The 20,607-nt window shown below is 42.8% G+C and carries 18 protein-coding genes and 3 tRNA genes; 11 read left to right on the top strand and 10 right to left on the bottom strand.

What is annotated here, in order from left to right; all coding sequences use genetic code 11:
• The first annotated feature begins 59 nt into the window (after nucleotides 1-59).
• From sps_RS04535 to ttcA, 6 genes are all read left to right on the top strand, one after another.
• Nucleotides 60-2,447, top strand: coding sequence for a heavy metal translocating P-type ATPase (locus sps_RS04535; protein WP_077751439.1), 2,388 nt, complete (start codon nucleotides 60-62; stop codon nucleotides 2,445-2,447).
• Nucleotides 2,444-2,638 (top strand): cbb3-type cytochrome oxidase assembly protein CcoS, encoded by a 195-nt coding sequence (gene ccoS, locus sps_RS04530; protein WP_077751438.1) that lies wholly within the window; start codon nucleotides 2,444-2,446, stop codon nucleotides 2,636-2,638. The genes sps_RS04535 and ccoS overlap by 4 nt, the downstream gene beginning before the upstream one ends.
• On the top strand, nucleotides 2,635-3,327 hold the full coding sequence (locus sps_RS04525; RefSeq protein WP_077751437.1) for a sulfite exporter TauE/SafE family protein: 693 nt from the start codon (nucleotides 2,635-2,637) through the stop codon (nucleotides 3,325-3,327). Before ccoS ends, sps_RS04525 begins: the two co-directional genes overlap by 4 nt.
• A gap of 55 nt (nucleotides 3,328-3,382) precedes the next feature.
• Nucleotides 3,383-4,132 (top strand): electron transport transcriptional regulator EtrA, encoded by a 750-nt coding sequence (gene etrA / locus sps_RS04520; RefSeq protein WP_077751436.1) that lies wholly within the window; start codon nucleotides 3,383-3,385, stop codon nucleotides 4,130-4,132.
• A gap of 157 nt (nucleotides 4,133-4,289) precedes the next feature.
• Nucleotides 4,290-5,222 carry a universal stress protein UspE gene (gene uspE, locus sps_RS04515; RefSeq protein ID WP_077751435.1) on the top strand — a complete coding sequence of 311 codons (933 nt, stop codon included), beginning with the start codon at nucleotides 4,290-4,292 and terminating at the stop codon, nucleotides 5,220-5,222.
• Nucleotides 5,223-5,321: 99 nt separating this feature from the next.
• Nucleotides 5,322-6,272 carry a tRNA 2-thiocytidine(32) synthetase TtcA gene (ttcA, locus tag sps_RS04510; protein WP_077751434.1) on the top strand — a complete coding sequence of 317 codons (951 nt, stop codon included), beginning with the start codon at nucleotides 5,322-5,324 and terminating at the stop codon, nucleotides 6,270-6,272.
• A 100-nt stretch (nucleotides 6,273-6,372) separates the two neighbouring features.
• Here the strand turns inward: ttcA and sps_RS04505 are convergent, their stop codons facing one another.
• Both sps_RS04505 and sps_RS04500 read right to left on the bottom strand, forming a co-directional pair.
• Nucleotides 6,373-6,999 (bottom strand): DUF2987 domain-containing protein, encoded by a 627-nt coding sequence (locus sps_RS04505; protein ID WP_077751433.1) that lies wholly within the window; start codon nucleotides 6,997-6,999, stop codon nucleotides 6,373-6,375.
• The gene (locus sps_RS04500; protein ID WP_077751432.1) at nucleotides 6,977-7,804 is read right to left on the bottom strand and encodes a glucosaminidase domain-containing protein; all 828 of its coding nucleotides are present in this window, start codon (nucleotides 7,802-7,804) and stop codon (nucleotides 6,977-6,979) included. Before sps_RS04500 ends, sps_RS04505 begins: the two co-directional genes overlap by 23 nt.
• Before the next feature lie 157 nt (nucleotides 7,805-7,961).
• Between sps_RS04500 and yvcK the strand changes: the two genes are divergently transcribed.
• On the top strand, nucleotides 7,962-8,879 hold the full coding sequence (gene yvcK / locus sps_RS04495) for a uridine diphosphate-N-acetylglucosamine-binding protein YvcK (protein ID WP_077751431.1): 918 nt from the start codon (nucleotides 7,962-7,964) through the stop codon (nucleotides 8,877-8,879).
• 90 nt (nucleotides 8,880-8,969) lie between these two features.
• On the opposite strand, the gene sps_RS04490 is transcribed toward yvcK, so the two are convergent.
• The 4 genes from sps_RS04490 to sps_RS04475 form a co-directional block, all read right to left on the bottom strand.
• Nucleotides 8,970-10,163 carry an amino acid aminotransferase gene (locus tag sps_RS04490; RefSeq protein WP_077751430.1) on the bottom strand — a complete coding sequence of 398 codons (1,194 nt, stop codon included), beginning with the start codon at nucleotides 10,161-10,163 and terminating at the stop codon, nucleotides 8,970-8,972.
• 397 nt (nucleotides 10,164-10,560) lie between these two features.
• Nucleotides 10,561-10,646 (bottom strand) — tRNA-Leu (locus sps_RS04485).
• Between the two features lie 103 nt (nucleotides 10,647-10,749).
• Nucleotides 10,750-10,823: transfer RNA gene (locus sps_RS04480), tRNA-Cys, on the bottom strand.
• Between the two features lie 78 nt (nucleotides 10,824-10,901).
• A tRNA-Gly gene (locus sps_RS04475) sits at nucleotides 10,902-10,977 on the bottom strand.
• Nucleotides 10,978-11,381: 404 nt separating this feature from the next.
• Here sps_RS04475 and sps_RS04470 point away from each other — a divergent pair.
• Nucleotides 11,382-12,683: a phosphatase PAP2 family protein gene (locus tag sps_RS04470; protein ID WP_149027215.1), complete on the top strand. Its 1,302-nt coding sequence runs from the start codon at nucleotides 11,382-11,384 to the stop codon at nucleotides 12,681-12,683.
• A gap of 124 nt (nucleotides 12,684-12,807) precedes the next feature.
• Nucleotides 12,808-13,578 (top strand): hypothetical protein, encoded by a 771-nt coding sequence (locus tag sps_RS04465; RefSeq protein WP_077751429.1) that lies wholly within the window; start codon nucleotides 12,808-12,810, stop codon nucleotides 13,576-13,578.
• A 178-nt stretch (nucleotides 13,579-13,756) separates the two neighbouring features.
• Here the strand turns inward: sps_RS04465 and sps_RS04460 are convergent, their stop codons facing one another.
• Nucleotides 13,757-15,193, bottom strand: a complete 1,437-nt coding sequence (locus tag sps_RS04460) for a glyceraldehyde-3-phosphate dehydrogenase (RefSeq protein WP_077751428.1) — start codon at nucleotides 15,191-15,193, stop codon at nucleotides 13,757-13,759.
• Nucleotides 15,194-15,394: 201 nt separating this feature from the next.
• On the opposite strand from sps_RS04460, the gene sps_RS04455 reads away from it, so the two are divergent.
• Together sps_RS04455 and gap are read left to right on the top strand one after the other, a co-directional pair.
• Nucleotides 15,395-16,243, top strand: a complete 849-nt coding sequence (locus sps_RS04455; protein ID WP_077751427.1) for a DUF2989 domain-containing protein — start codon at nucleotides 15,395-15,397, stop codon at nucleotides 16,241-16,243.
• A gap of 237 nt (nucleotides 16,244-16,480) precedes the next feature.
• The gene (gene gap, locus sps_RS04450) at nucleotides 16,481-17,491 is read left to right on the top strand and encodes a type I glyceraldehyde-3-phosphate dehydrogenase (RefSeq protein WP_077751426.1); all 1,011 of its coding nucleotides are present in this window, start codon (nucleotides 16,481-16,483) and stop codon (nucleotides 17,489-17,491) included.
• 238 nt (nucleotides 17,492-17,729) lie between these two features.
• Here gap and sps_RS04445 read toward each other — a convergent pair whose 3' ends face one another.
• From sps_RS04445 to sps_RS04435, 3 genes are all read right to left on the bottom strand, one after another.
• Nucleotides 17,730-18,260 carry a hypothetical protein gene (locus tag sps_RS04445; RefSeq protein WP_077751425.1) on the bottom strand — a complete coding sequence of 177 codons (531 nt, stop codon included), beginning with the start codon at nucleotides 18,258-18,260 and terminating at the stop codon, nucleotides 17,730-17,732.
• 41 nt (nucleotides 18,261-18,301) lie between these two features.
• On the bottom strand, nucleotides 18,302-18,997 hold the full coding sequence (locus sps_RS04440; protein WP_169915676.1) for a class D sortase: 696 nt from the start codon (nucleotides 18,995-18,997) through the stop codon (nucleotides 18,302-18,304).
• A 122-nt stretch (nucleotides 18,998-19,119) separates the two neighbouring features.
• The gene (locus tag sps_RS04435; RefSeq protein WP_077751423.1) at nucleotides 19,120-20,559 is read right to left on the bottom strand and encodes a transporter substrate-binding domain-containing diguanylate cyclase; all 1,440 of its coding nucleotides are present in this window, start codon (nucleotides 20,557-20,559) and stop codon (nucleotides 19,120-19,122) included.
• Between the last annotated feature and the right edge of the window lie 48 nt (nucleotides 20,560-20,607).

The following is a 20,607-nucleotide window of genomic DNA, read 5'->3' as shown; positions in this document are numbered from 1 at the left end:
GTCCTTTGATTGTATAAGACTTGATGATTTTACATTGAAGCAGGTTAATGACACCGATTATGAAGCCCCTCGATTGTTTCCATTGTGGAGAGCCGGTATTAACGGATACACAATTCACGACCTGCATTAATGATAAAGAACAGCCTATGTGTTGTCCCGGGTGTCAGGCCGTCTCTAAGGCGATCATAGATGCGGGTCTGACTAACTACTATAAATTCCGTACCGAACCTGGCAGCAAGCAAACAGCCTTAGTCCCAGAAGAACTCTGCACCTTCTCCGCATTCGATCTTGCCGAAGTCCAAGAAGATTTTGTCCATCAGGACAGCGATACCTCAACGGTATCTTTATCAATAGACGGCATTACCTGCGCCGCCTGTGCCTGGCTTATCGAGCACAAGCTTAAGCACGTAACTGGTATCGTTAAGATCCAAGTTAATAGCACAACTGAACGTGCCCTAGTTACTTGGTTACCAGAACAAATAAAACTCAGCGCCATACTCAATCAAATCAGCGCCATCGGCTATCAAGCGGCGCCCTATCAAGTTGACGAGCAAGAGTTACTGAGTAAACAAAATAGCCGTAAGTTCCTGTTAAGGCTCGGCCTTGCGGGTTTTGCCACCATGCAGGTCATGATGTTCGCCCTCGCCCTCTATGCGGGTTACTTCACTGATCTAGAAGTCGAGTTTCGTGATTATTTCCGTTGGGTAAGCCTTATCTTTGCCGCTCCTGTGGTCTTCTACTCGGCGCAGCCCTTCTATTTCAGCGCTATCCGCTCCATGTTTAGCGGCAGACTCAATATGGACGTATCAGTTTCAATCGCCATATTAGGGGCATATATTGCCAGCTGTATCGCGACCATTAACGGTAACGGTGAGGTGTATTTCGAGTCCGTGAGTATGTTCACCTTCTTCTTGCTGCTAGGACGCTACTTTGAACAGAATGCGCGCCAGAAAGCCTCGGTAAGCTCGAGTAACTTGCACAAACTCGTGGCATTAACCGCGCACTTGATAACAGATAACGGTGCCAAGGAAACCCCCGCCAAAGGGCTTAAGGTTGGCGACATTATCTTGGTGAAGCCCGGTGAAGTGGTGGCTGCCGATGGTCATATTGTTGATGGTACTTCGAGTCTTAATGAGGCCATGTTAACCGGTGAGCAGATGCCAGTTTGTAAGACTATAAGCTGTGATGTTTACGCGGGTACAATCAATATAGAACAACCTATCAGGGTCGAAGTGACTGCAGTCGGCCAGGAGCAACTGGTTGCCGAAATTATTCGCCTGCAGGAGTCGGCATCTAACAATAAGCCCAGAGTTGCACTTTATGTGGACAGCATCTCTAACTATTTTACCTGGACTATCTTAGTAGTAGCGGCACTGACCTATGTTGTGTGGAAAATTTACTGGCCTGAAGATGCTTTTTGGGTCACCTTGTCGGTGCTGGTTGCCACCTGCCCCTGCGCCCTGGCTTTAGCGACTCCTACAGCAGTGACCTGTGCGACGGGTATTTTTACTCGAATTGGGGTGATAGCAAGAACCCCCGGGGTATTTGAAAAGCTAACACAGATCCGCCATGTAGTATTCGATAAGACTGGTACCCTCACCTGCGGTAATCTAAAGATTGAATCCACAAAGATGATTGCAGGCACGGATGAGGCTCAGGTACTCGCCATCGCCGCCTGTTTGGAGGCGAGTTCATTGCATCCAATTGCAAGGGCATTTGAGCCTTATCGTGATCCGAAATTAAGTGTAGAGAAGAGTCAAAACCATATCGGACAAGGTTTGAGTGGTGAGATCCTGGGACAGGTATATCGGATCGGTAGCGCCACATTTGTTGGAGTCACTGATATCACAGACAATACTGAGCAAGCTATCTTTCTGGCCAATGAATCACAGGTTTTAGCTCAATTTTCCTTAGTAGATACTATTCGAAGCGATGCTGGCGATACCGTTAAACAGCTAAAAAAGATTGGTTGTCTTGTGTCCATTGCCAGTGGAGATACCTCCAATCATGTGGAAGAGGTGGCAAATAAAATTGGCATCGAAGATGTTAACAAGGGCCTAAGCCCAGAAGGCAAGTTACAACTGGTTCGTCGGTATCAGACCCAGTCCAATGTCGCCATGTTCGGCGATGGTATCAATGATGCCCCCGTGCTTGCCGGGGCTAATCTTTCCATTGCTATGGGCAGTGGCGCCGCGGTAACTAAAAGCTCTGCAGATCTTATTTTATTAGGCGATAAGCTCTCCCGTTACACCGATGCCGTCAATGTGGCTAAGTTAACTGAAAAAATTATCAAACAAAATTTATTCTGGGCGCTGGGTTATAACCTGTTTATAATCCCTTTAGCCGTTACAGGACATGTATTACCCTATGTTGCCGCCCTTGGTATGTCCGCAAGTTCGCTTATCGTTGTGGGCAACAGTCTTAGATTATTGAAGGTTCGTTTATGAGTATTATCTATGTATTAATCCCTATCGCCATGTTGTTTGTTTTGATCGGAATCGGCATTTTTTTCTGGGCGGTAAAATCTGAACAATTTGATGATCTCGATAGGCAGAGCGTATCGATACTCTTCGACGATGACAAGCCTGTAAATACCGAGACTAAACATAGTGAGACTAAAGACTCGACCCCCTCTTGATTGATTACAACGTCACTGGCGCCTTCCTTGTCGGTTTGATGGGAGCGGGTCACTGTATTGGCATGTGCGGAGGGTTAATCGGCGCTTTCTCATCTCAGTTACCTAAGTCGAAAAATGAAAATCAGTTTGTTTCACAGCTGCGCTTCCTGCTTAGTTATAACTTAGGTCGTATATTGAGTTACTCTTTGGCTGGCGCTTTAGTGGGTGGCTCTGCCAGCGCATTAGCTCTACTCTTTGATATCGACCTTTATCTTATCACCTTAAGAGTGATAGCTGGCTTAATGATGATCGCCACGGGTCTCTACATCGCTAAAATTTGGTCCGGTGTGGTGCAAATAGAACGTGTTGGTAAGTATCTCTGGCGCTTCCTCTCCCCTCTAGCTAAACGTATCTTGCCTATTCAAACCATGCCCCAGGCGTTTGTCGGTGGCATGTTGTGGGGCTGGCTCCCTTGTGGCCTGGTGTACAGCACCTTAACTTGGGCTGTAGCTGCAAATTCTGCTCAGCAAGGTGCTATGATCATGGCGGCCTTCGGGCTCGGTACCTTACCCGCCCTCTTGAGTGTCGGGATGGCGGCGAACCTGTTTGGACGCTGGGTACAGAATCGAGCTGTCAGACTGATCAGTGGCTTGATCTTAGTGGTGTTTGGTTTACAGACTTTATACATTGCAATCGCCCAGCTTCGCTAGCTGAGTTTATTAAATTAGTTTAATATAGAGCTAATTGTGACATTTGAGAAACACCATGACAGATAATAGTAAGAGTCGTCGTTCGTCAGTGCCTGGATGTGCCATTCATTGCCATGACTGTAGTATGGCAGATTTATGTATTCCTTTTACTCTCAATAGTAACGAACTCGATCAGCTCGATGAGGTTATCGAAAGAAAGAAGCCAATACAAAAAGGCGAACAAATCTTCAAGTCAGGTGATCCATTAAAGTCTCTTTTCGCTATTCGGTCTGGTACGGTTAAAAGCTTCACTATCACAGAGCAAGGTGACGAACAGATCACCGGTTTCCACCTTGCAGGTGATGTCATTGGGTTCGATGGCATCCACTCTCAACAGCATCAAAGTTTCGCTCAAGCCTTAGAAACCTCAATGGTTTGTGAGATCCCTTATGGCACTCTTGATGAACTTACAGGTACCATGCCTAAGCTAAGGCAACAAGTAATGCGCTTGATGAGCCATGAGATACAGAGTGATCAGGAGATGATACTTTTATTGAGCAAGAAAAATGCTGAAGAGCGTCTCGCGGCCTTTATCAGTAATCTCGCCAATCGTTTTGGCAGTCGTGGTTTCTCACCTAAAGAATTTAGATTAACCATGACTCGTGGTGACATAGGTAACTACTTAGGCCTGACTGTTGAGACCATCAGTCGTTTACTGGGTCGCTTTCAAAAAGCTGAGCTAATAGAAGTCAAAGGCAAGTACATCACCATCATTAATTTCGATGCTCTGTCTGAGCTAGCCGGCAATCACGCTATCGCAAGATAATCTATATCGGGTAACCTGGATTCATCTTTAAGGTTACCCATCCTTCGCCGCATTTGACTAATGGTTTAACAAAAATTTAGGCAAATTGTGATTAAAATCATTGCATTTTGTTCTCTTTAGCTCATTATTAATTCATTGTCTGAATTAAGGAGTGACTATGAAGGATTTAAAGAAACTCTTAGTGGTTATCGATCCAACCAGTGATGTACAACCGGCTCTTGCCAGAGCCATCGAGCTAGCCTCTCCTAATAACGCCAGTATTACGGTTTTTCTCTCTATCTTCGATTTTTCCTATGAAATGACCTCGATTCTTTCGGGCCATGAGCGAGAAGCGATGCGCCAGGGAGTCATAACCCAACGTAAGGCTTGGTTAGAGGAACTGCTAATTGGTTACACTAATGATAAGGTTCAAATCGAGAGTGAGGTAATTTGGCATAACCGTCCCTTCGAGAGCATTATTCAATTTGCTATATCCGATCACTTTGACATCATAGTGAAAGGCACACATCTTCACGATAAACTTAAATCTGTAATATTCACGCCTACCGACTGGCATCTGATGCGAAAAGCGCCGGTACCTGTGTTACTGGTTAAAGATCATGATTGGCCCGTCGCAGGTAAAATACTCTGCGCTGTCAACGTGGGTTCTGAAGATGATGATCATCAGGCACTCAATGGTAAGGTCATCGATTATGCGAAAGCCCTGGCCAAGCAATTTGATGCACAAGTACACTTAGTTAACGGTTACCCTGGAACACCTGTTAATCTTGCCATTGAGCTACCTGATTTCGATGCCCATACCTATGGTGAAACGATTCGAATGCAGCATGAGCAAAGAATTAGCTATCTGGCGAACAGTTTCGATATCTCCAGTGATTTTTGTCATGTTAAAGAAGGGCTTCCTGAAGATGTTATTCCGGATATCGCTCAGCAGATAGATGCGGAATTAGTGATTTTAGGTACCGTTGGCCGTACCGGCTTTTCGGCGGCTCTGATCGGAAATACCGCAGAGCATGTGATCGACAGTATTAATTGTGATCTGTTGGCAATCAAACCCGATGGTTACCGCTCTCCCCTAGAGGCAGACTGATACCTACAGCAAGGTAAGGTTTAAGGCATTGTTCTAAACCTATTCATTTTACTATATAATACGCGCCCAGAATTCAAGTGTAATTAGGCGCGTTTTTTTATGTCCGACGATCTCTCAAAAACACAGATCACCCGTATGAGTAAACTGCAAAAGAAATTACGCAGTGAAGTAGGCAAAGCGATTGCCGATTACCAAATGATCGAAGAAGGTGATCGTGTCATGTGTTGTCTCTCAGGGGGCAAAGACAGCTATGCCATGCTGGATATCTTGCTTAATCTTCAGCAGAGAGCGCCGATTAAATTTGAAATCGTGGCAGTTAATTTAGATCAGAAGCAACCAGGTTTCCCTGAAGAAGTTCTGCCACGTTATCTGGATTCTCTCAATGTCCCTTATCATATCCTTGAGAAGGACACCTATTCGATCGTCAGATCTAAAATCCCTGAGGGGCAAAAGACTTGCTCAATGTGTTCACGGTTACGCCGTGGCACTCTCTATGGCTTCGCTCAGAAAATTGGTGCTACTAAAATCGCCTTAGGACACCACAGAGATGACATCATAGAGACCATGTTCCTAAACATGTTCTATGCGGGTAAGCAGAAAGCCATGCCGCCTAAGCTCTTGTCTGACGATGGTGCTAACATGGTGATAAGGCCACTGGCTTATTCCCGTGAAAAAGACATCGCTGAATATGCCGAACTTAAGTCTTTTCCCATAATCCCATGCAATCTTTGTGGCTCTCAGGAAAACCTGAAACGTGCATCGGTTAAGACCATGCTGGAGCAATGGGATGCAGATCATCCTGGACGTATCGAATCAATCTTTACCGCGATGCAGAATACTTCGCCATCCCAGGGAGTCGATCGCAATCAATTTGACTTTCTTGCACTGGAAAGAGACGCCGACGCCCCATTAAGAGGTGATGTTGCTGAGTCTGACTTACCGGCTTTCGATTTCCTTGATGTGGCCAATAATGGCCATATCGATTTGGATGCAGCAAGCAGAGTATCTAAAGAGCAGAAAATTGATGTTGTGAGTACCTATACGCCATAAACCGATAGTGACTTCAAGCTAAGCTCATTGAAAAATCCCGGTCTAGACCGGGATTTTTATTATCTGTAAATCTGTTTGAGAACAGAAATATTGATTGGCATTAACCATTTGTCCATGGGCTGACGACTAAGGGCTTAATGTTAAACTCTATTACCGAGAGTTTATCTATCTGTTCGCGAGATAATCTAAGTTTGTCGGTGACAACTTGCTCTTTACCATCGATACGAACCAATGTCTTACTCCCAGGCTCAAACTCGAAGTTAATCCCGGCAATATTTTGGCTGAAATAACGCATAGGAAACCCCTGCATATCACTGAGCATAGTGTCCATCTCAGCCTGAAGTTCCAGCATCTCCTTTTGACTATAACTCTGCTTGGTGTTCTTAGCTCTTACTTGCATTGCGATACTGCAATTCTCCGCAGATCCTTCAATGTCCAAATTAACTAATGCTCTATCTGACTTTAATCTAGCATCATAGGGTAAGAACACTCTCTGATCTTTGGTGATCGTCAGGGGAAAGGATTCATTCTCCGTGCTGATGGTGCCGCCTTTCACTAAGCATTGAGACTTATTAGGCACCGAAAAAGCGATCTCAATTAATGGATAATTGCCCGTATTGACTTGTTTAAGCCTTTGATAAAAACCTTGGTATGGTATTGATATTGGCGCTGCCTGTACCGAAGTAACAGCAACGAGTAAACAGCTAAACAGAAGGCCTTTCTTCATGATTCTCCACCAAATACTGTTTGTTTTGACGTAACATCTCCAGGAGTTCATCTATGTATGCCTCCTGTCGCTCGGAATAATTAACTAAGCCGTATACTAACTGATCTGCAACGGGAAGTTTGTCTTGTGCACGTAAATCTGCACGAATAGATCTCAATAATGAATATGCAGCATTAGAATTGAGGTTTTTCAAATAAGATGCCACTGAATCCTCTACAGAATCGAATACCGCGACTTCATGGGTTTTGCCAGCTGTTCGTGATTGAGGCACCAGTCCACAGCCTTTTCTGAAACACCATTGACCAAAAAAGTTGAGCCCCTCTTTAGCAAAACGAGAACTGCCCCAACCCGTTTCATTCGCGGCTTGAATCAGTATCATTGATTCAGGGATGATATCGGCTCTGATCAGTAGTTCACTAAGAGTCTTCTCATTAATACTTCTGGGTGAGTACTGATATTTATTGGCTATTTCTTCAATTCTGAAGTGTTCAGCTTCGGTGAGCGTCAGCCCATCTTCAAGGTGCTGTGAACTTTGTAATAGAAAGTGCCGCTCATCTGCAATGATGGCATTTTGATGTCTGATCGCCGGTCGCAGATAATTAAAGAAAGCCTGTTTCTTTTGAGCCACGTTGGCAATAGAACCAAAGTCAGGTATCAAGCTCATTGCCTGTTCATTTTCAATTAATTTTCCAAGCGTACTCTTATCAGCATCGTCAATTTTAATAAAATTAATCCTTAAAAGGATGAACATGACAATCACTAGAGTCAGGGATACAGTTAATTTGGCGATTCTACCTGTTTTCATTTTTCTCTCTTGTTTTCGAAAACCAACGGCAATTATATGTCATATATCTTAATTGACAAAACACAACACAAAACGCAACACAAAAGTTATAGTATCAGTTATAATTGCTCCCCTAAGATACGCATATTCATTGGGTATTCAGGAAGGAAAAACCCGGATGCAAAATAACAAATTAAATCAATTTGAAAACATAGTCGCAGTTGGCGGAGGCCATGGATTAGGACGTGTGTTATCGTCTCTCTCATTTCTGGGCGCAAAACTAACAGGTGTTGTCGCCACAACTGACAACGGTGGCTCAACGGGGCGATTACGTCAGCAGCAGGATTGTATTGCTTGGGGGGATCTCAGAAACTGTTTATCTCAACTTTCAAACCACCCTTCTATCGGCTCTCTGTTATTTGAGTACCGGTTTTCCGGGGAAAATGAATTAAGTGGACATAATCTAGGGAATCTTATTCTACTTGCCTTAGATCAACTTTGTGTCAGGCCATTAGAGGCGGTTAACCTCATTAGGCAGCTGCTCAATATAGAAACCAAAGTGATCCCTATGTCTGAAGAGCCTACACATCTTGTGGCTATCGAGGCATGTGGTAATCGAGTCTTTGGTGAAACCAGTGTCGATGGTATGCAAAGTCACCCCATGGCCTTGTCTTTAGAGCCTATGGTAGCAGCGACCTGTGAGGCTTGCTATGCCGTTAGAAAGGCTGATTTAGTGATATTAGGCCCTGGTAGCTTCCTCACCAGTATTATGCCTCCCTTGTTATTACCGAAATTTGTTTCTGCCCTTAACGAATCGAAAGCTAAAGTCATTTTAATCGATAACCTAACTCGTGAGCCCTCGCCATCTGCGGATTTTTCTTTACAGCAGAGAATTGAATGGTGTCACCAGATCTTGGGGCTCAAAGTGGTGGATCAGGTCTTATGTCACTCGGAAGAAAGCTATCAGGATGGCATTATCTCTTACCGACCGTTAGTGAGTAAACATCATGCGGGTTTACATGACAGAACGGCGCTGGCCGATGCTTTGGCCAGTATGGTTGAGCTAGACTTTGAGAAGAAGTCAGGTGCGATTTAAAATGCCTGTCTATTGAATCTGATACACAAAAGGACAGCATTCGCTGTCCTTTTTGATCATCAATTACTTAACTCAAAGTTAATGTGCTAGTTATAGCACTGCAGCAATGGCTTTACAGATCACCGGCATATTTTCAATAGTCATGCCCGCTACGCTGATGCGCCCTGAGCCCACGATGTACACAGCGTGATCATCTTTAAGTTTAGCCACCTGCTCCTTGGTTAATCCAGAGAAACTGAACATACCATTCTGTGTAGAGATAAAGCTAAAGTCTTGTGTAACCCCTTCAGATTTAAGCGACTCAACAAATAAGCTGCGCATCTTTGCAATACGTTCACGCATCTCTTTGAGTTCGCTTTGCCACAGTGTCTTTAATTCACTATCACCGAGTATGGTACTGACGATCAATGCACCGTGAGCCGGTGGATTAGAGTAGTTACCACGGATAGTGCTTTTTACCTGACTAAAAGCCTTTGTGACATCGGCTTGATTCTCGGCCACGACAGTCACGGCACCAATTCTTTCGTTATACAGACCAAAATTCTTAGAAAAAGAATTTGCTATGATAAGTTCAGGCACCTTGCTAGCCACAATTCTTAAGCCTTGTGCATCTTCTTCAACTCCAGCTCCGAAACCTTGGTAGGCAAAATCGAATAACGGCACTAAATTAAGCTCAACGCAGAGCTCGGCCATAATATGCCATTCAGTTTCTGTAAGATCTATACCAGTTGGGTTATGACAACAGCCATGTAATAGGACTAAGTCACCAGATTTAGCCGTTCTTAAGTCGGCAATCATGGCATCAAAATCTTTACCGTGAGTCTCAGCTTTATAATAACGGTACTGCTCAATATTAAGTGATGCTGATTTGAAAATATTTTGGTGGTTAGCCCAGGTTGGATTACTCACCCAGATGGTTTTTGATTCCGTATTGCGAACTAGAAACTCTGCGGCCACTCTTAATGAACCAGTACCGCCAGGAGCTTGAGCCGTTAATGCACGCTTATTCTTAATGACGTCGTGATCTGCACCAAATAGCAATTCTTGCACTACACGGTTATAGGCCTCTACGCCTTCAATGCCTAGATAACTTTTGCTCTTTTCTGTGGCAAGTAATTTCTCTTCAGCAAGTTTGACTGACTTTAGTATTGGAGTCGAACCTGACTCGTCTTTATAAATCCCTACACCAAGATTTACTTTTTCTGTTCTAGTATCAGCTTTAAAAGCATCGGTGAGGCCTAAAATGGGATCGGCAGGAGCAAGTTCAACCTGAGTAAATATCATGAGTCTTTCCTAAAAAGGTGATGTAGGGGATTGTAGACCCTCTTTATACCATTGTGAGTCTGGCATCGAAAGCGAGTTTTGATATTAGTAGAATAAATCGTTTTCATTTGGTGTAACAAACAAAATATCATCAATATTATGAATAAAAGTTATTATTCAGGTTGTTTTATTAAGGATTGTCATATTCGTTACATCGTGTCGGCATTCAGGTAGATTTCAAATTCAATGAATAAGAGTAGAGAGCAGAAAGGCACGTGCCCTGCCCGAATTGTGATGATAGGGTACCCGAGGCCGGACTTAAACCGGCACGTGGTCTATGAAGAGTAGCGCGGGATTATAAATCTATTTCTGGAATGCTGATACAAAAAAGCCCCGACTATTGTCAGGGCTTAAATGATGGTACCCGAGGCCGGACTTGAACCGGCACGCCTATTAAGCGAGGGATTTTAAATCCCTTGTGTCTACCGATTCCACCACTCGGGCAAACTCGTTGATTTTGATGATACGTATTATCGGTAGTTAATACTGTGTCTCTCGATAGCTAGCTTATAACTTTCAAGAGTTAACACTCATCACAATCTAAATATGGAGGCGCGACCCGGAGTCGAACCGAGATCGACGGATTTGCAATCCGCAGCATAGCCATTCTGCCATCGCGCCAATTTTTACCAGTAAAACTTGAGCGGCCTTCTCTTATACCTTAGTAAGGCCTCGTCTTATTCTGATAAGACGTAAGATTGGAGCGACATATCGGGTTCGAACCGATGACCTATACCTTGGCAAGGTATCGCTCTACCAACTGAGCTAATGTCGCTTACATCAATTATCAACCTTACTTGCAGCAAGTTGTTTCTTAAGAAGCTTTCCCCTGACTGCGGAATGGCATTCTACCGATTTACTGGTGATAGTCAATCAAGAAACTTACTAAAAATGGGCTTTTTTAACTGACCGATGCTAAAACGATCATTGTGGTTAAATTTAAGCTGAATTCTGTTTGTTCAGTGGTCTAATTGCAGTATCAAGCGCTGAAAATACTAGCCATCACTATCAGTGTTAGTAAGGCAAGGTTAAAAGTTGAGCGCTAAGATCAGCTAAGAAATAATATTGAAGGCTAACCATTTTGACCAAAAGGGAATACTAGCTAAACCAATTCATTGCTGACTCCCCCACTTTATTCATTTCTATTTAGTCTACTTATTCAACCAAGAGAATTTCCCGGTGACACTATTTGTAAAACACACACTAGCAGTTGCGACCGCAGCGAGCATATTGAGCACCTCGGTCATGGCCAAGAGCGAGATATTGCAAACCAATACCGGAACTATTTCAGAAATAGGCGACTGGATGCAGATTATTATCCCTGCTGGTGCGATGGCTGGAAGTCTGGCTGTAGGAGATACTGAAGGGGCTTGGCAGCTGACTAAAGGGCTGGGAACCTCTGCATCCATTACCCACGGCTTAAAATTCGTGTATAGAAAGATAAGACCAGATGGTACACAGCCGAACTCTTTTCCGTCCGGCCATACTTCTGCCGCGTTCGCAGGCGCAGCTTACCTGCATCATAGATACGGTGATGCTTGGGCTGTTCCAGCATATGGCGCAGCTGCATTCGTTGGCTTTAGCCGTGTACACGCAAATAGACATTTTATGGATGATGTCATGGCTGGAGGTGCTATCTCTGTACTCACGAGTCTCTATTTTACGGATCCTTACAATCAGTCAGATTTAATGTTTGTCCCCTCTATGACAAAGGATGGTTTCGCAGTTAACGCTAGTTATGTATTTGGACGAGAGAAAAAGCCAAGACCTGGATACAGCAACCTTAGAAATAGCACGGATTACCGTAATAGTTACTCACTGTTTATCGGTGGTTCAAGTACTAAAAGAAACCTTATCAACGATGGCGTGAATAATCCGTTCGATCTGTATAACTTCGGACGCGATAACGAACCAAACACTTATGCCGCTTCTCACTTCACCTTTGGGATCTCTGACAACCAATATGTGAATCTTTCATTCACTCCTTATGAGTCAAGAACTCAGAAAGAACATAGGGAGGACGTGAAGTTTAAAAATGAGACATATCTTGCGGGCAATGAGATAGTCACTGCTTATAGTGTATGGAATGCCACTGCTGATTATATGTTTGAGTTGTTACCGGACAGCAACTGGAAGCTTGATGTTGGTGCAGGTCTAACTACGAGCTTGCTATCAATGAGAATGGACTATGTCGCTGGTGAGCACTTAACTGAGGCCAGTAACTTTTTTATCGCACCATCAGTGGCAACTGAAGTCGGATACCAATTTACAGATAAGCTATCTGCAAGCATTGGCTTAAGACTCACAGCTTCTTCAAGTTTGAATTCTCAAGACATATGGTCAAGCATTGACTATAAATTCAATAATCGCTGGGCTGCTTCTATTGTTGTCGGCAGGTTCGAACAACAAGTGGAATCTAAGCTGATAAGTAATGATTTAGTTCTTGATTACAGTGGTTTCAACGTTAAATACTCATTTTAACTCCCAAAAAAGTGGTGGCTCTTTCGACATTCAGATATAAACCAATGTTTAAATGTTGTTTTGAAAACCGCCTGAAAACAATCATTCCTTTACATTGCGCCTACTATACAAAGGGTCACTAAGCGTGAAAGTGACTCTTTGTATTCAACCTGCCGCTATTATCCTCCCCGTTGATAAGCAACCCTATTTGACCAGAGGATCTAATGAAAAAATTGCGGCTCCACTTCTTGTTTTAACCATAGTTACGGCTCTTTCTGCATGTAACGGCAGTAGCCCCAGCCCTAAGCCACCTGTCCCACCGGCACCAACTACTCATGCTGATGGGATCTACATCGATAATGGCCAGTTCAACCCAAAAGCAGAAAAGGTCCAGCTCCTAATCGGCGGTTATATGTTCGAATACACTGAGACTACCGAGACTCAAGTGATTAGACATATGCTTCCAGAAATGGAAAAGGTCGCTGGTGAGAGAATATTCAGCAGTGAAGCCAATATTAAACAGCGCGGTTCAGGTCAAGAGCACAAACCAACTCTTGAATATACTGCAAGCAATCACAAAGGTGAATTAACCGTAGAGAACATCCATTCAGCGAGTGTTTTTCATAAGATGAAGTCAGTATGGCCTCAGCATGAGACAACTTTTTTCATAGAAACACCAGATTTTACTTCTGAGGTGATTATCAATGGTTCTAAACTTATAGATCCACAGAATAAATCAACGGTTGAGCTTTCTAAGCTAAAGAATGGTGAGTTCCGCAGATATCAAAGTCATGGGGTTGATTACATTTGTGGTGTTTGGATTGACCCTGATACTAGCCTGCAAAAATTAGTGATATCAAACTTTAAAAACGCAAAGAAAGGCGATATTTTCGATATCTACACTGAGAAGCAATAAACTCTGATTCGTTAATTAACCTCCCAATAAACAATGGTCCTACTAGGTGCCTTTGTTTAGGTGCCTTTATTTTGAGTACAAACTCTTCTCGGGACGCAATATTGAGTAGAAATAAAAAAGCCTCGTATTAACGAGGCTTTTTTATCATTAAGCGTTAATCAATCGCTAGGAGATCTGATTAACAGTTTGGTAATGACTGGTAGTTAAGTTCAAGCATTTTCTGCATGACACCAACAACCTGACAGCTGTAACCAAACTCATTGTCATACCACACATAAAGAATGGCACGATTACCGTCAGCGATAGTGGCGTGTGAATCGACAACACCCGCATAACGTGAACCAACTAGATCTGATGAAACTATCTCTGTTGACTCTGTAAAATCGATTTGATTCTGGAGTTCAGAATGCAGTGACATCTCACGTAGATATTCATTGACCTGGTCTTTATCTGTTTCGTTTTCCAGATTTAAAGAAATGATGGCCATAGAAACGTTAGGTGTAGGAACGCGAATTGCGTTGCCTGTCAGTTTACCTGCAAGTACAGGTAAGGCTTTAGCTACCGCTTTAGCTGCACCTGTTTCAGTGATAACCATGTTTAATGGTGCACTACGCCCACGACGATCTGCACTATGGTAGTTATCAATTAGATTTTGGTCATTGGTATAAGAGTGAATGGTTTCTACATGGCCATTGGTGATGCCATACTTATCATTCATCGCTTTCAATATCGGAGTAATAGCATTAGTAGTACAACTCGCCGCCGATACTATCTTATCTTCAGAGAGAATATCTGACTCATTTACACCGTAAACGATATTTTTGATCTGACCTTTTGCTGGTGCGGTCAGTAGAACTTTAGCAGTGCCTTTAGACTTAAGGTGAAGGCCGAGTCCATCTTCATCCTTCCAGATCCCAGTGTTATCTACTACTAATGCATCGCTAATTCCGTACTGAGTGTAATCCACTTCATCGGGAGAGTTGGCATATATCACTTGGATATAAGTACCGTTAGCTATGATGGCGTTGTTCTCTTCATCGACTTCTACAGAGCCATTGAATGGACCATGAACTGAATCTCGTCTGAGCAGACTTGCACGCTTCTCTAAATCGCCTTTACGGCCACCACGCAGCACGATAGCGCGAAGACGTAGCTTATTACTCACACCCGTTCTTTCTATTAACAGACGGGCTAGAAGACGACCGATACGTCCAAAGCCGTACAGTACAACATCTCTGGCTTCTTGAGTATCTTCGTGATCGATAGCAGACGCAAGCTCGCGGCTCATATAAGCTTCTATATCACTAGCATCATCGTGTTCACGCCAATAGTTGATAGCCAGTTTACCTATATCAACTTTACACTGTTTAACGGCCAATTTGCTTAGTGCTTCTACGAAAGGAAAGCTTTCACGCAATCTTAGTTTATAGCCAACAAACCGACGTACTAGACGGTGTGACTTGATGATCTCAATGGTAGAGGCATTGAGTAGTGGCTTACCGTATAAAACGACTTCGACACCTTGATTACGATATAACTTACCAAGCAAAGGCTGCATAGCCTCTGCCATTTCGAAACGTTCTTGCCAGCTTTGTAGGTGTTTATCAGCGCTCATTTACAGATCCTTTATCTCACTTTTCCGATTTTTTTTCAGAAATGATTGAGTAACAAAAAGAAAAGACCAATACTCTAATTAATAATAGGGGTTTTCCCCCTTTGGTCGGCGCTATTGTAATGAAAAGTAGCCTTTCAGGCTAGCAAGATATTTTTTGTAACGCTGTAATTTTATTAGCAAAAGCATGGCTTGGAGCCTATTTTGACGAGAAATTTTGTATTAATTACATCATTTATTAGCTTTATCGCATTTTTTGGCCTGTCTGGCTGTGATAATCAACCAAATACAGGCTCAATTTGTAAAAATAATCCTGAACTTTGTAGCGATCTTCACGCCGATAGCTGGTGTCGATATGAAAAAGGTGACTTAATTCGTAAAAGATATAAGCTAAAATTCACAGAATCACCTTCTGGTAAGCAGATATATGAACAACTGCTCAATTTAGAAAAGTATAATAAATGCATAGAACTCGCCGCCGGTGTACAACACATTCTGCATCCAGAGAGGACTAACGATCGGGTACGCGCTTTTGGCCTAAGTGCACAAAACCTATCTCAGCTTCAGGACACCACCAAGAATAGTCAAGATCTCTACCTAGCTTTCTATCATTGGACTCGCTTTAATGACATGCAGGCTGAAGAAGTCGTGTTAGCTGCCTATAAAGCACATCAGATAGATGACATCTTGCTCCTGTCTCAAGTGGCTTCCTATTATCAGAAGTTTGACGCCAAACAATCTAACATCATTTATCTTGAAGTGCTGGATATCAGCGACGAAGATAACTTAAACCCTGACTGGCTATTGGGACTGTCAAACAATTACCAGAAACTCAATGACCTTGAGTTAACCTATCTATTGGCCAGAGCAAACCTATTAATGACTGAGCAGAATGTATCTGAAGATAAAATGCTCGCGTTGATCTATGGTGATAAAACCTTGCAAACATTTTTAGACCAGCGGGCCGAAGAACTTGTCGATGTGTTAGAAGGTGGTGAGTTCTCATCTAGTGCGATCAAGACAATGCTACAAAGAGATCCGCCTAATCGATAAACAAGACCAGCCTCATAATTTTATCTAAGTGCTCTTTCTCATCGAAAAATGTATGCCATATCGGAAGATATTTACAAAGAACAGGCGAGTTTTTGTAAAAAATATGACCAATGTAAAAATAAAAGCGAAATTGTTACGTATAAATGGCTTTTACAGGGGATATTACTTGACGGTAGCTGTCAGTTTGGTAATTTTACAACCAGAAGATAATTTTACATATCACCAGAGGGATATCGAATGACTATCCGCGTAGCAATTAACGGTTATGGCCGTATCGGACGAAATGTTTTACGTGCACTTTATGAAAGCGAAAAGGATTATCCAATCCAGATCGTCGCACTCAATGATCTTGGCGATGCATCTATCAACGCTCACCTGACCAAGTATGATTCTGTTCATGGTCGTTTCAACGCTAAAGTTGAACATGACGATGAAGCCATCTACGTTAATAAAGATAAGATCCTGACTTTCTCAGAAAGAGATCCATCTAAATTGCCTTGGGCCGAATTAAAAATCGATGTGGTATTTGAATGTACTGGTATCTTTACTTCTAAAGAAGCAGTACAACCGCATCTAAATGCAGGCGCTAAGAAAGTCCTTATCTCTGCACCAGGTAAAAACGTGGACGCAACTGTCGTTTACGGTGTTAACAACGATGTTATCACCTCTGATATGACTGTGATCTCGAACGCTTCTTGTACCACAAACTGTTTAGCACCATTCGTTAAACCATTAAACGATGAGATTGGTATCGAGTCTGGCCTGATGACAACCATTCATGCCTACACGAATGACCAACGTCTGTCTGATGTTTACCATACCGACCTACGTCGTGCTCGTGCAGCTGCAATGTCAATGATCCCGACTAAGACTGGCGCTGCGGCGGCTGTTGGACTTGTGGTTCCTGAGCTTGCTGGAAAATTCGATGGATTAGCGGTACGAGTTCCTACGGTAAACGTCTCTTTGGTTGATCTATCCTTCATCGCAGCTCGCGATACAACGGTAGAAGAGATCAACGCAATTATCGAAAGTGCAGCATTACTATCTCCAATGAATGAAGTGTTGGCCGTCAATAAGGAGCCTTTGGTTTCTATTGATTTTAACCACAACCCATTCTCATGTAACTTCGATGCGACTCAAACCCGTGTCAATGGTCGCTTGATTAAAGTGATGGCTTGGTATGACAACGAGTGGGGTTTCAGTAACCGTATGCTCGATAATGCCGTTGCCTTGATGACAGCTAAGTAAGTTAAATTTGCTTTAGTTAAAAGCCAACCTCGTGAGGTTGGCTTTTTTTATGTCTATAGATCTAGCTCATGCCCATCTACTTGTCTATACCTGTGCTAAATATGTCTGTACTTGTATATACAAATACTCAGTTCACCATGAATGAGCCTAAAAACTTCAGTTCGCCATTAGTATCATTAAACGGAGATTAAAAAAGAAGCAGGTTGCTTCCTTTACTTTACGAACCACAAGAGAGAGCTTACTGCCCTCTTCTCCTCCAGCCCATAAATTGACCCAGCATCAGGAACAAGCCACCGGCTAAACCTAGGACTGGCCAGAGTGATGCTGTCTTGGGCAACTCGACTGGATCCTCTATTTCAATGACCAATATCTCAGCAGTCACTGGAAGTACCTCATGAATTTCAAAACGGTCGTTGGGTACATAAAAAGCCAGATCATAACCCTTAGGTATCATTTCCCAGCTGACATCTTTTCCGCCAGCGTTAACCTTAGCTTTGCTATTAACCTTAAAGGATACTCGCTCAGTGCTGCCATCGGACTCGATAACATCTACCATTGCGTGATTAGGCTGACGAAAACGTACGAACTCAGCAGCGAGTTTAACGTAGGTTTTACCATCTTGTTCAAGAACTTCCTGACAAGCGTTGGCTACACTTGGATATTGATCCAGTACATCTTGATTCCAGGTGACTTCATTACAGTCTTTTGCCATGACGGCGGGTGATGCAAGTAATCCCGCGATTAATAGTAAGCGAATTGATTTATCCATTTTCATCTTCCTTTTTGTTAACTTACATTGATATCACTACATTAAAATTTTTCGGCTCTGACTATGTAACGCTGAGGTGCGCTACCGACAAAGTAAAAGGGATAGCAGGTGATCAGGGTCACCGAAGGTTTGACTGTTCGCTTCATCACATAGGTATCTTTGGGCTTGACTATCCAGGTATTGACTACTCTGAACCTATGTATCTCTCCATTTAGATCTGTGATATTGAGCTCCTGGCCTAAGGTTAACTGGCCAATATTTCGAAAAAAGCCATCCCTGTGTCCTGCTAGACTCAGATTACCATCGCCATTAATTTCCCTGGATGGGATCACGCGGCCTACTCCCTTATTAAGGTTCACCTCTGCAATGCCATCGAAAACCGCGACTTCGAGTCTGATAGAAGGAATAGATAACAGGCCCAACAAGGGGCTTGTTGGCTCGGCTGTTATAAAACTATCGATGCGTGACTGTGACCAATCAGACATGTTGGGCTTAGGCAGTGCAGCCTCAGGTTTGATGACATCATTAAGCTTGTGAGAGGTTTGGTCTTTTGTAATTTGATTGTTTGGTATCTGATTTGTTGCAAGGAACTGATTCGAAGCGATGAGATCTTTCACTTCATTTATTGCAGCTTGCTCACCATAGGCGGCGTGAAGTTTGGCCATGGCGAATAATGCCAGGCACATAAGGCCAATGACTTTAAAAACACGCTCCATTATTATCAGTTTCGAACTCATTCCTGTTCTTACTCGTATCATCCTTTGTTAGACGAAACTAGCACTTGGTTACAAATATGCAACAGGTATTGCTGAGGAATGTGATTTAACCGTCAAGTATCACTAATTTGACTGATGCTTATTTAGATCTTATTGAATTGATAACAATCACGTCCCTTGGATTTCGCTAAATACATGAGGTGATCCGCCTGATTAATCAAAAATTGATGATCGATATTTACCTCTGCACAATAAACAGCACCTAAGCTGATACTGACAGAATGGCTGATATTATTATTGCTGTATTGGCTGTTAGTAACTGAAGATTGAACCCGTTTGGCGAATTCTTGGGTTTGCTTGGATGAAAGCCCCTGAATAAAGATACAAAACTCCTCGCCTCCGACTCTAGCAAAAACAGCCTCAGGAGGTAGCTCTTGGTTAATCGTCTTAACCATTTCACAGATGATGAAATCACCGACACAGTGACCGAAGTTATCATTGATCGACTTAAACCTGTCTATATCAAACAGCAACAAAGAAAGTCCGGTTCTATTGTGAACACAAGCTCTCTGTAGACGGTCAATAAAGTAACGACGATTATAGATGTTGGTCATCACATCTATGGAAGCTAATCTTTGTAGCTCAATATTTAATTGATGTAACTCATGGGTTCTCTGTGAAACAGCTCTTCGCAGGTGAAAAATATAGGCTGCCGTTAACAAGAGCATTAATACAATTAGAGTAGGAAACAAATATTTAGGGTAAACCGTTTCTACACGGATCCATTTTTGATGTATTCGCTCAAGATCCACCGGAGATATTTGCTTAAAACCATTTCTGAGTTCTACACTTAACTGGTTTTGTCCCTGAGCCACTGCAGACCTGATTAAGCCACTATAAAGGTGTTGTACTGGCGAAAAAAGACTAGGTTTTTGGGATGTATATAGGTAGAAGTTGGCAACCTGAAAATCTGCCACAAAGGCCTGAATTTGACCTGAAAATGCACTCTTAAGCATAAGCTCATTATTATCAAAAGTAACAAGTTTAGTCTTAGGGTAGTGTTTCATCATATAGGTCTCTTCATAGCCTGCCGAGACCACACCTACTTCTCCGGCTTGAAGATAATTTTGCACATCGGTGCCAAGTAGCTTAGATGAAAAAAATAACTGGGTATCTATCTCCACTATGCCTGCAAGAAAATCCAGATAGGTTTCTCTGTCTTCAGACCAAAGCAAGCCGGCGTGAACATCGGCTTCTCCAGACTTGACCTTTTGCAGGGATTCATTCCAATCGGTTAGGATGAATATGACTTCGATGTCATTGACTTTGGCATATTCTTTCCAGATATCGATGAGCAAACCTTGAGGTTCACCATTAATATCTATGTAAGAAAAAGGCTTCCATGCCTTAGAGTTAGCTATTACCAGTTTTCTTTTCTCTTGTTGCACTTTTATGTCTTGGGCAATTTCTTCTGCGTAGGTTAAAGCACCGAATAGACTGGAAAATAATACATTGAGTATAATGGTAATTTTAATTAAGAATTTATGTGTCAATGGACGACACGATGACACTTTAAGGAACATTGGCTACATCCAGTTGTAAACGCAAAAAGTCGATGTACAGCTTAAGCA

It is taken from the genome of Shewanella psychrophila (assembly GCF_002005305.1).
GTDB classification, from domain to species: Bacteria; Pseudomonadota; Gammaproteobacteria; order Enterobacterales; family Shewanellaceae; genus Shewanella; species Shewanella psychrophila.
Note: the sequence above shows the minus strand (reverse complement) of the source record. Positions and strands in the feature narration are given on the sequence as shown.

Bases quoted from the DNA above. Each gene is read 5' to 3' on its own strand.
- sps_RS04535 (WP_077751439.1), top strand. From the start codon at position 60: ATGAAGCCCCTCGATTGTTTCCATTGTGGAGAGCCGGTATTAACGGAT.
- ccoS (WP_077751438.1), top strand. From the start codon at position 2,444: ATGAGTATTATCTATGTATTAATCCCTATCGCCATGTTGTTTGTTTTG.
- etrA (WP_077751436.1), top strand. From the start codon at position 3,383: ATGACAGATAATAGTAAGAGTCGTCGTTCGTCAGTGCCTGGATGTGCC.
- uspE (WP_077751435.1), top strand. From the start codon at position 4,290: ATGAAGGATTTAAAGAAACTCTTAGTGGTTATCGATCCAACCAGTGAT.
- ttcA (WP_077751434.1), top strand. From the start codon at position 5,322: ATGTCCGACGATCTCTCAAAAACACAGATCACCCGTATGAGTAAACTG.
- sps_RS04505 (WP_077751433.1), bottom strand. From the start codon at position 6,999: ATGAAGAAAGGCCTTCTGTTTAGCTGTTTACTCGTTGCTGTTACTTCG.
- sps_RS04500 (WP_077751432.1), bottom strand. From the start codon at position 7,804: ATGAAAACAGGTAGAATCGCCAAATTAACTGTATCCCTGACTCTAGTG.
- yvcK (WP_077751431.1), top strand. From the start codon at position 7,962: ATGCAAAATAACAAATTAAATCAATTTGAAAACATAGTCGCAGTTGGC.
- sps_RS04490 (WP_077751430.1), bottom strand. From the start codon at position 10,163: ATGATATTTACTCAGGTTGAACTTGCTCCTGCCGATCCCATTTTAGGC.
- sps_RS04460 (WP_077751428.1), bottom strand. From the start codon at position 15,193: ATGAGCGCTGATAAACACCTACAAAGCTGGCAAGAACGTTTCGAAATG.
- gap (WP_077751426.1), top strand. From the start codon at position 16,481: ATGACTATCCGCGTAGCAATTAACGGTTATGGCCGTATCGGACGAAAT.
- sps_RS04445 (WP_077751425.1), bottom strand. From the start codon at position 18,260: ATGGATAAATCAATTCGCTTACTATTAATCGCGGGATTACTTGCATCA.
- sps_RS04440 (WP_169915676.1), bottom strand. From the start codon at position 18,997: ATGAGTTCGAAACTGATAATAATGGAGCGTGTTTTTAAAGTCATTGGC.
- sps_RS04435 (WP_077751423.1), bottom strand. From the start codon at position 20,559: ATGTTCCTTAAAGTGTCATCGTGTCGTCCATTGACACATAAATTCTTA.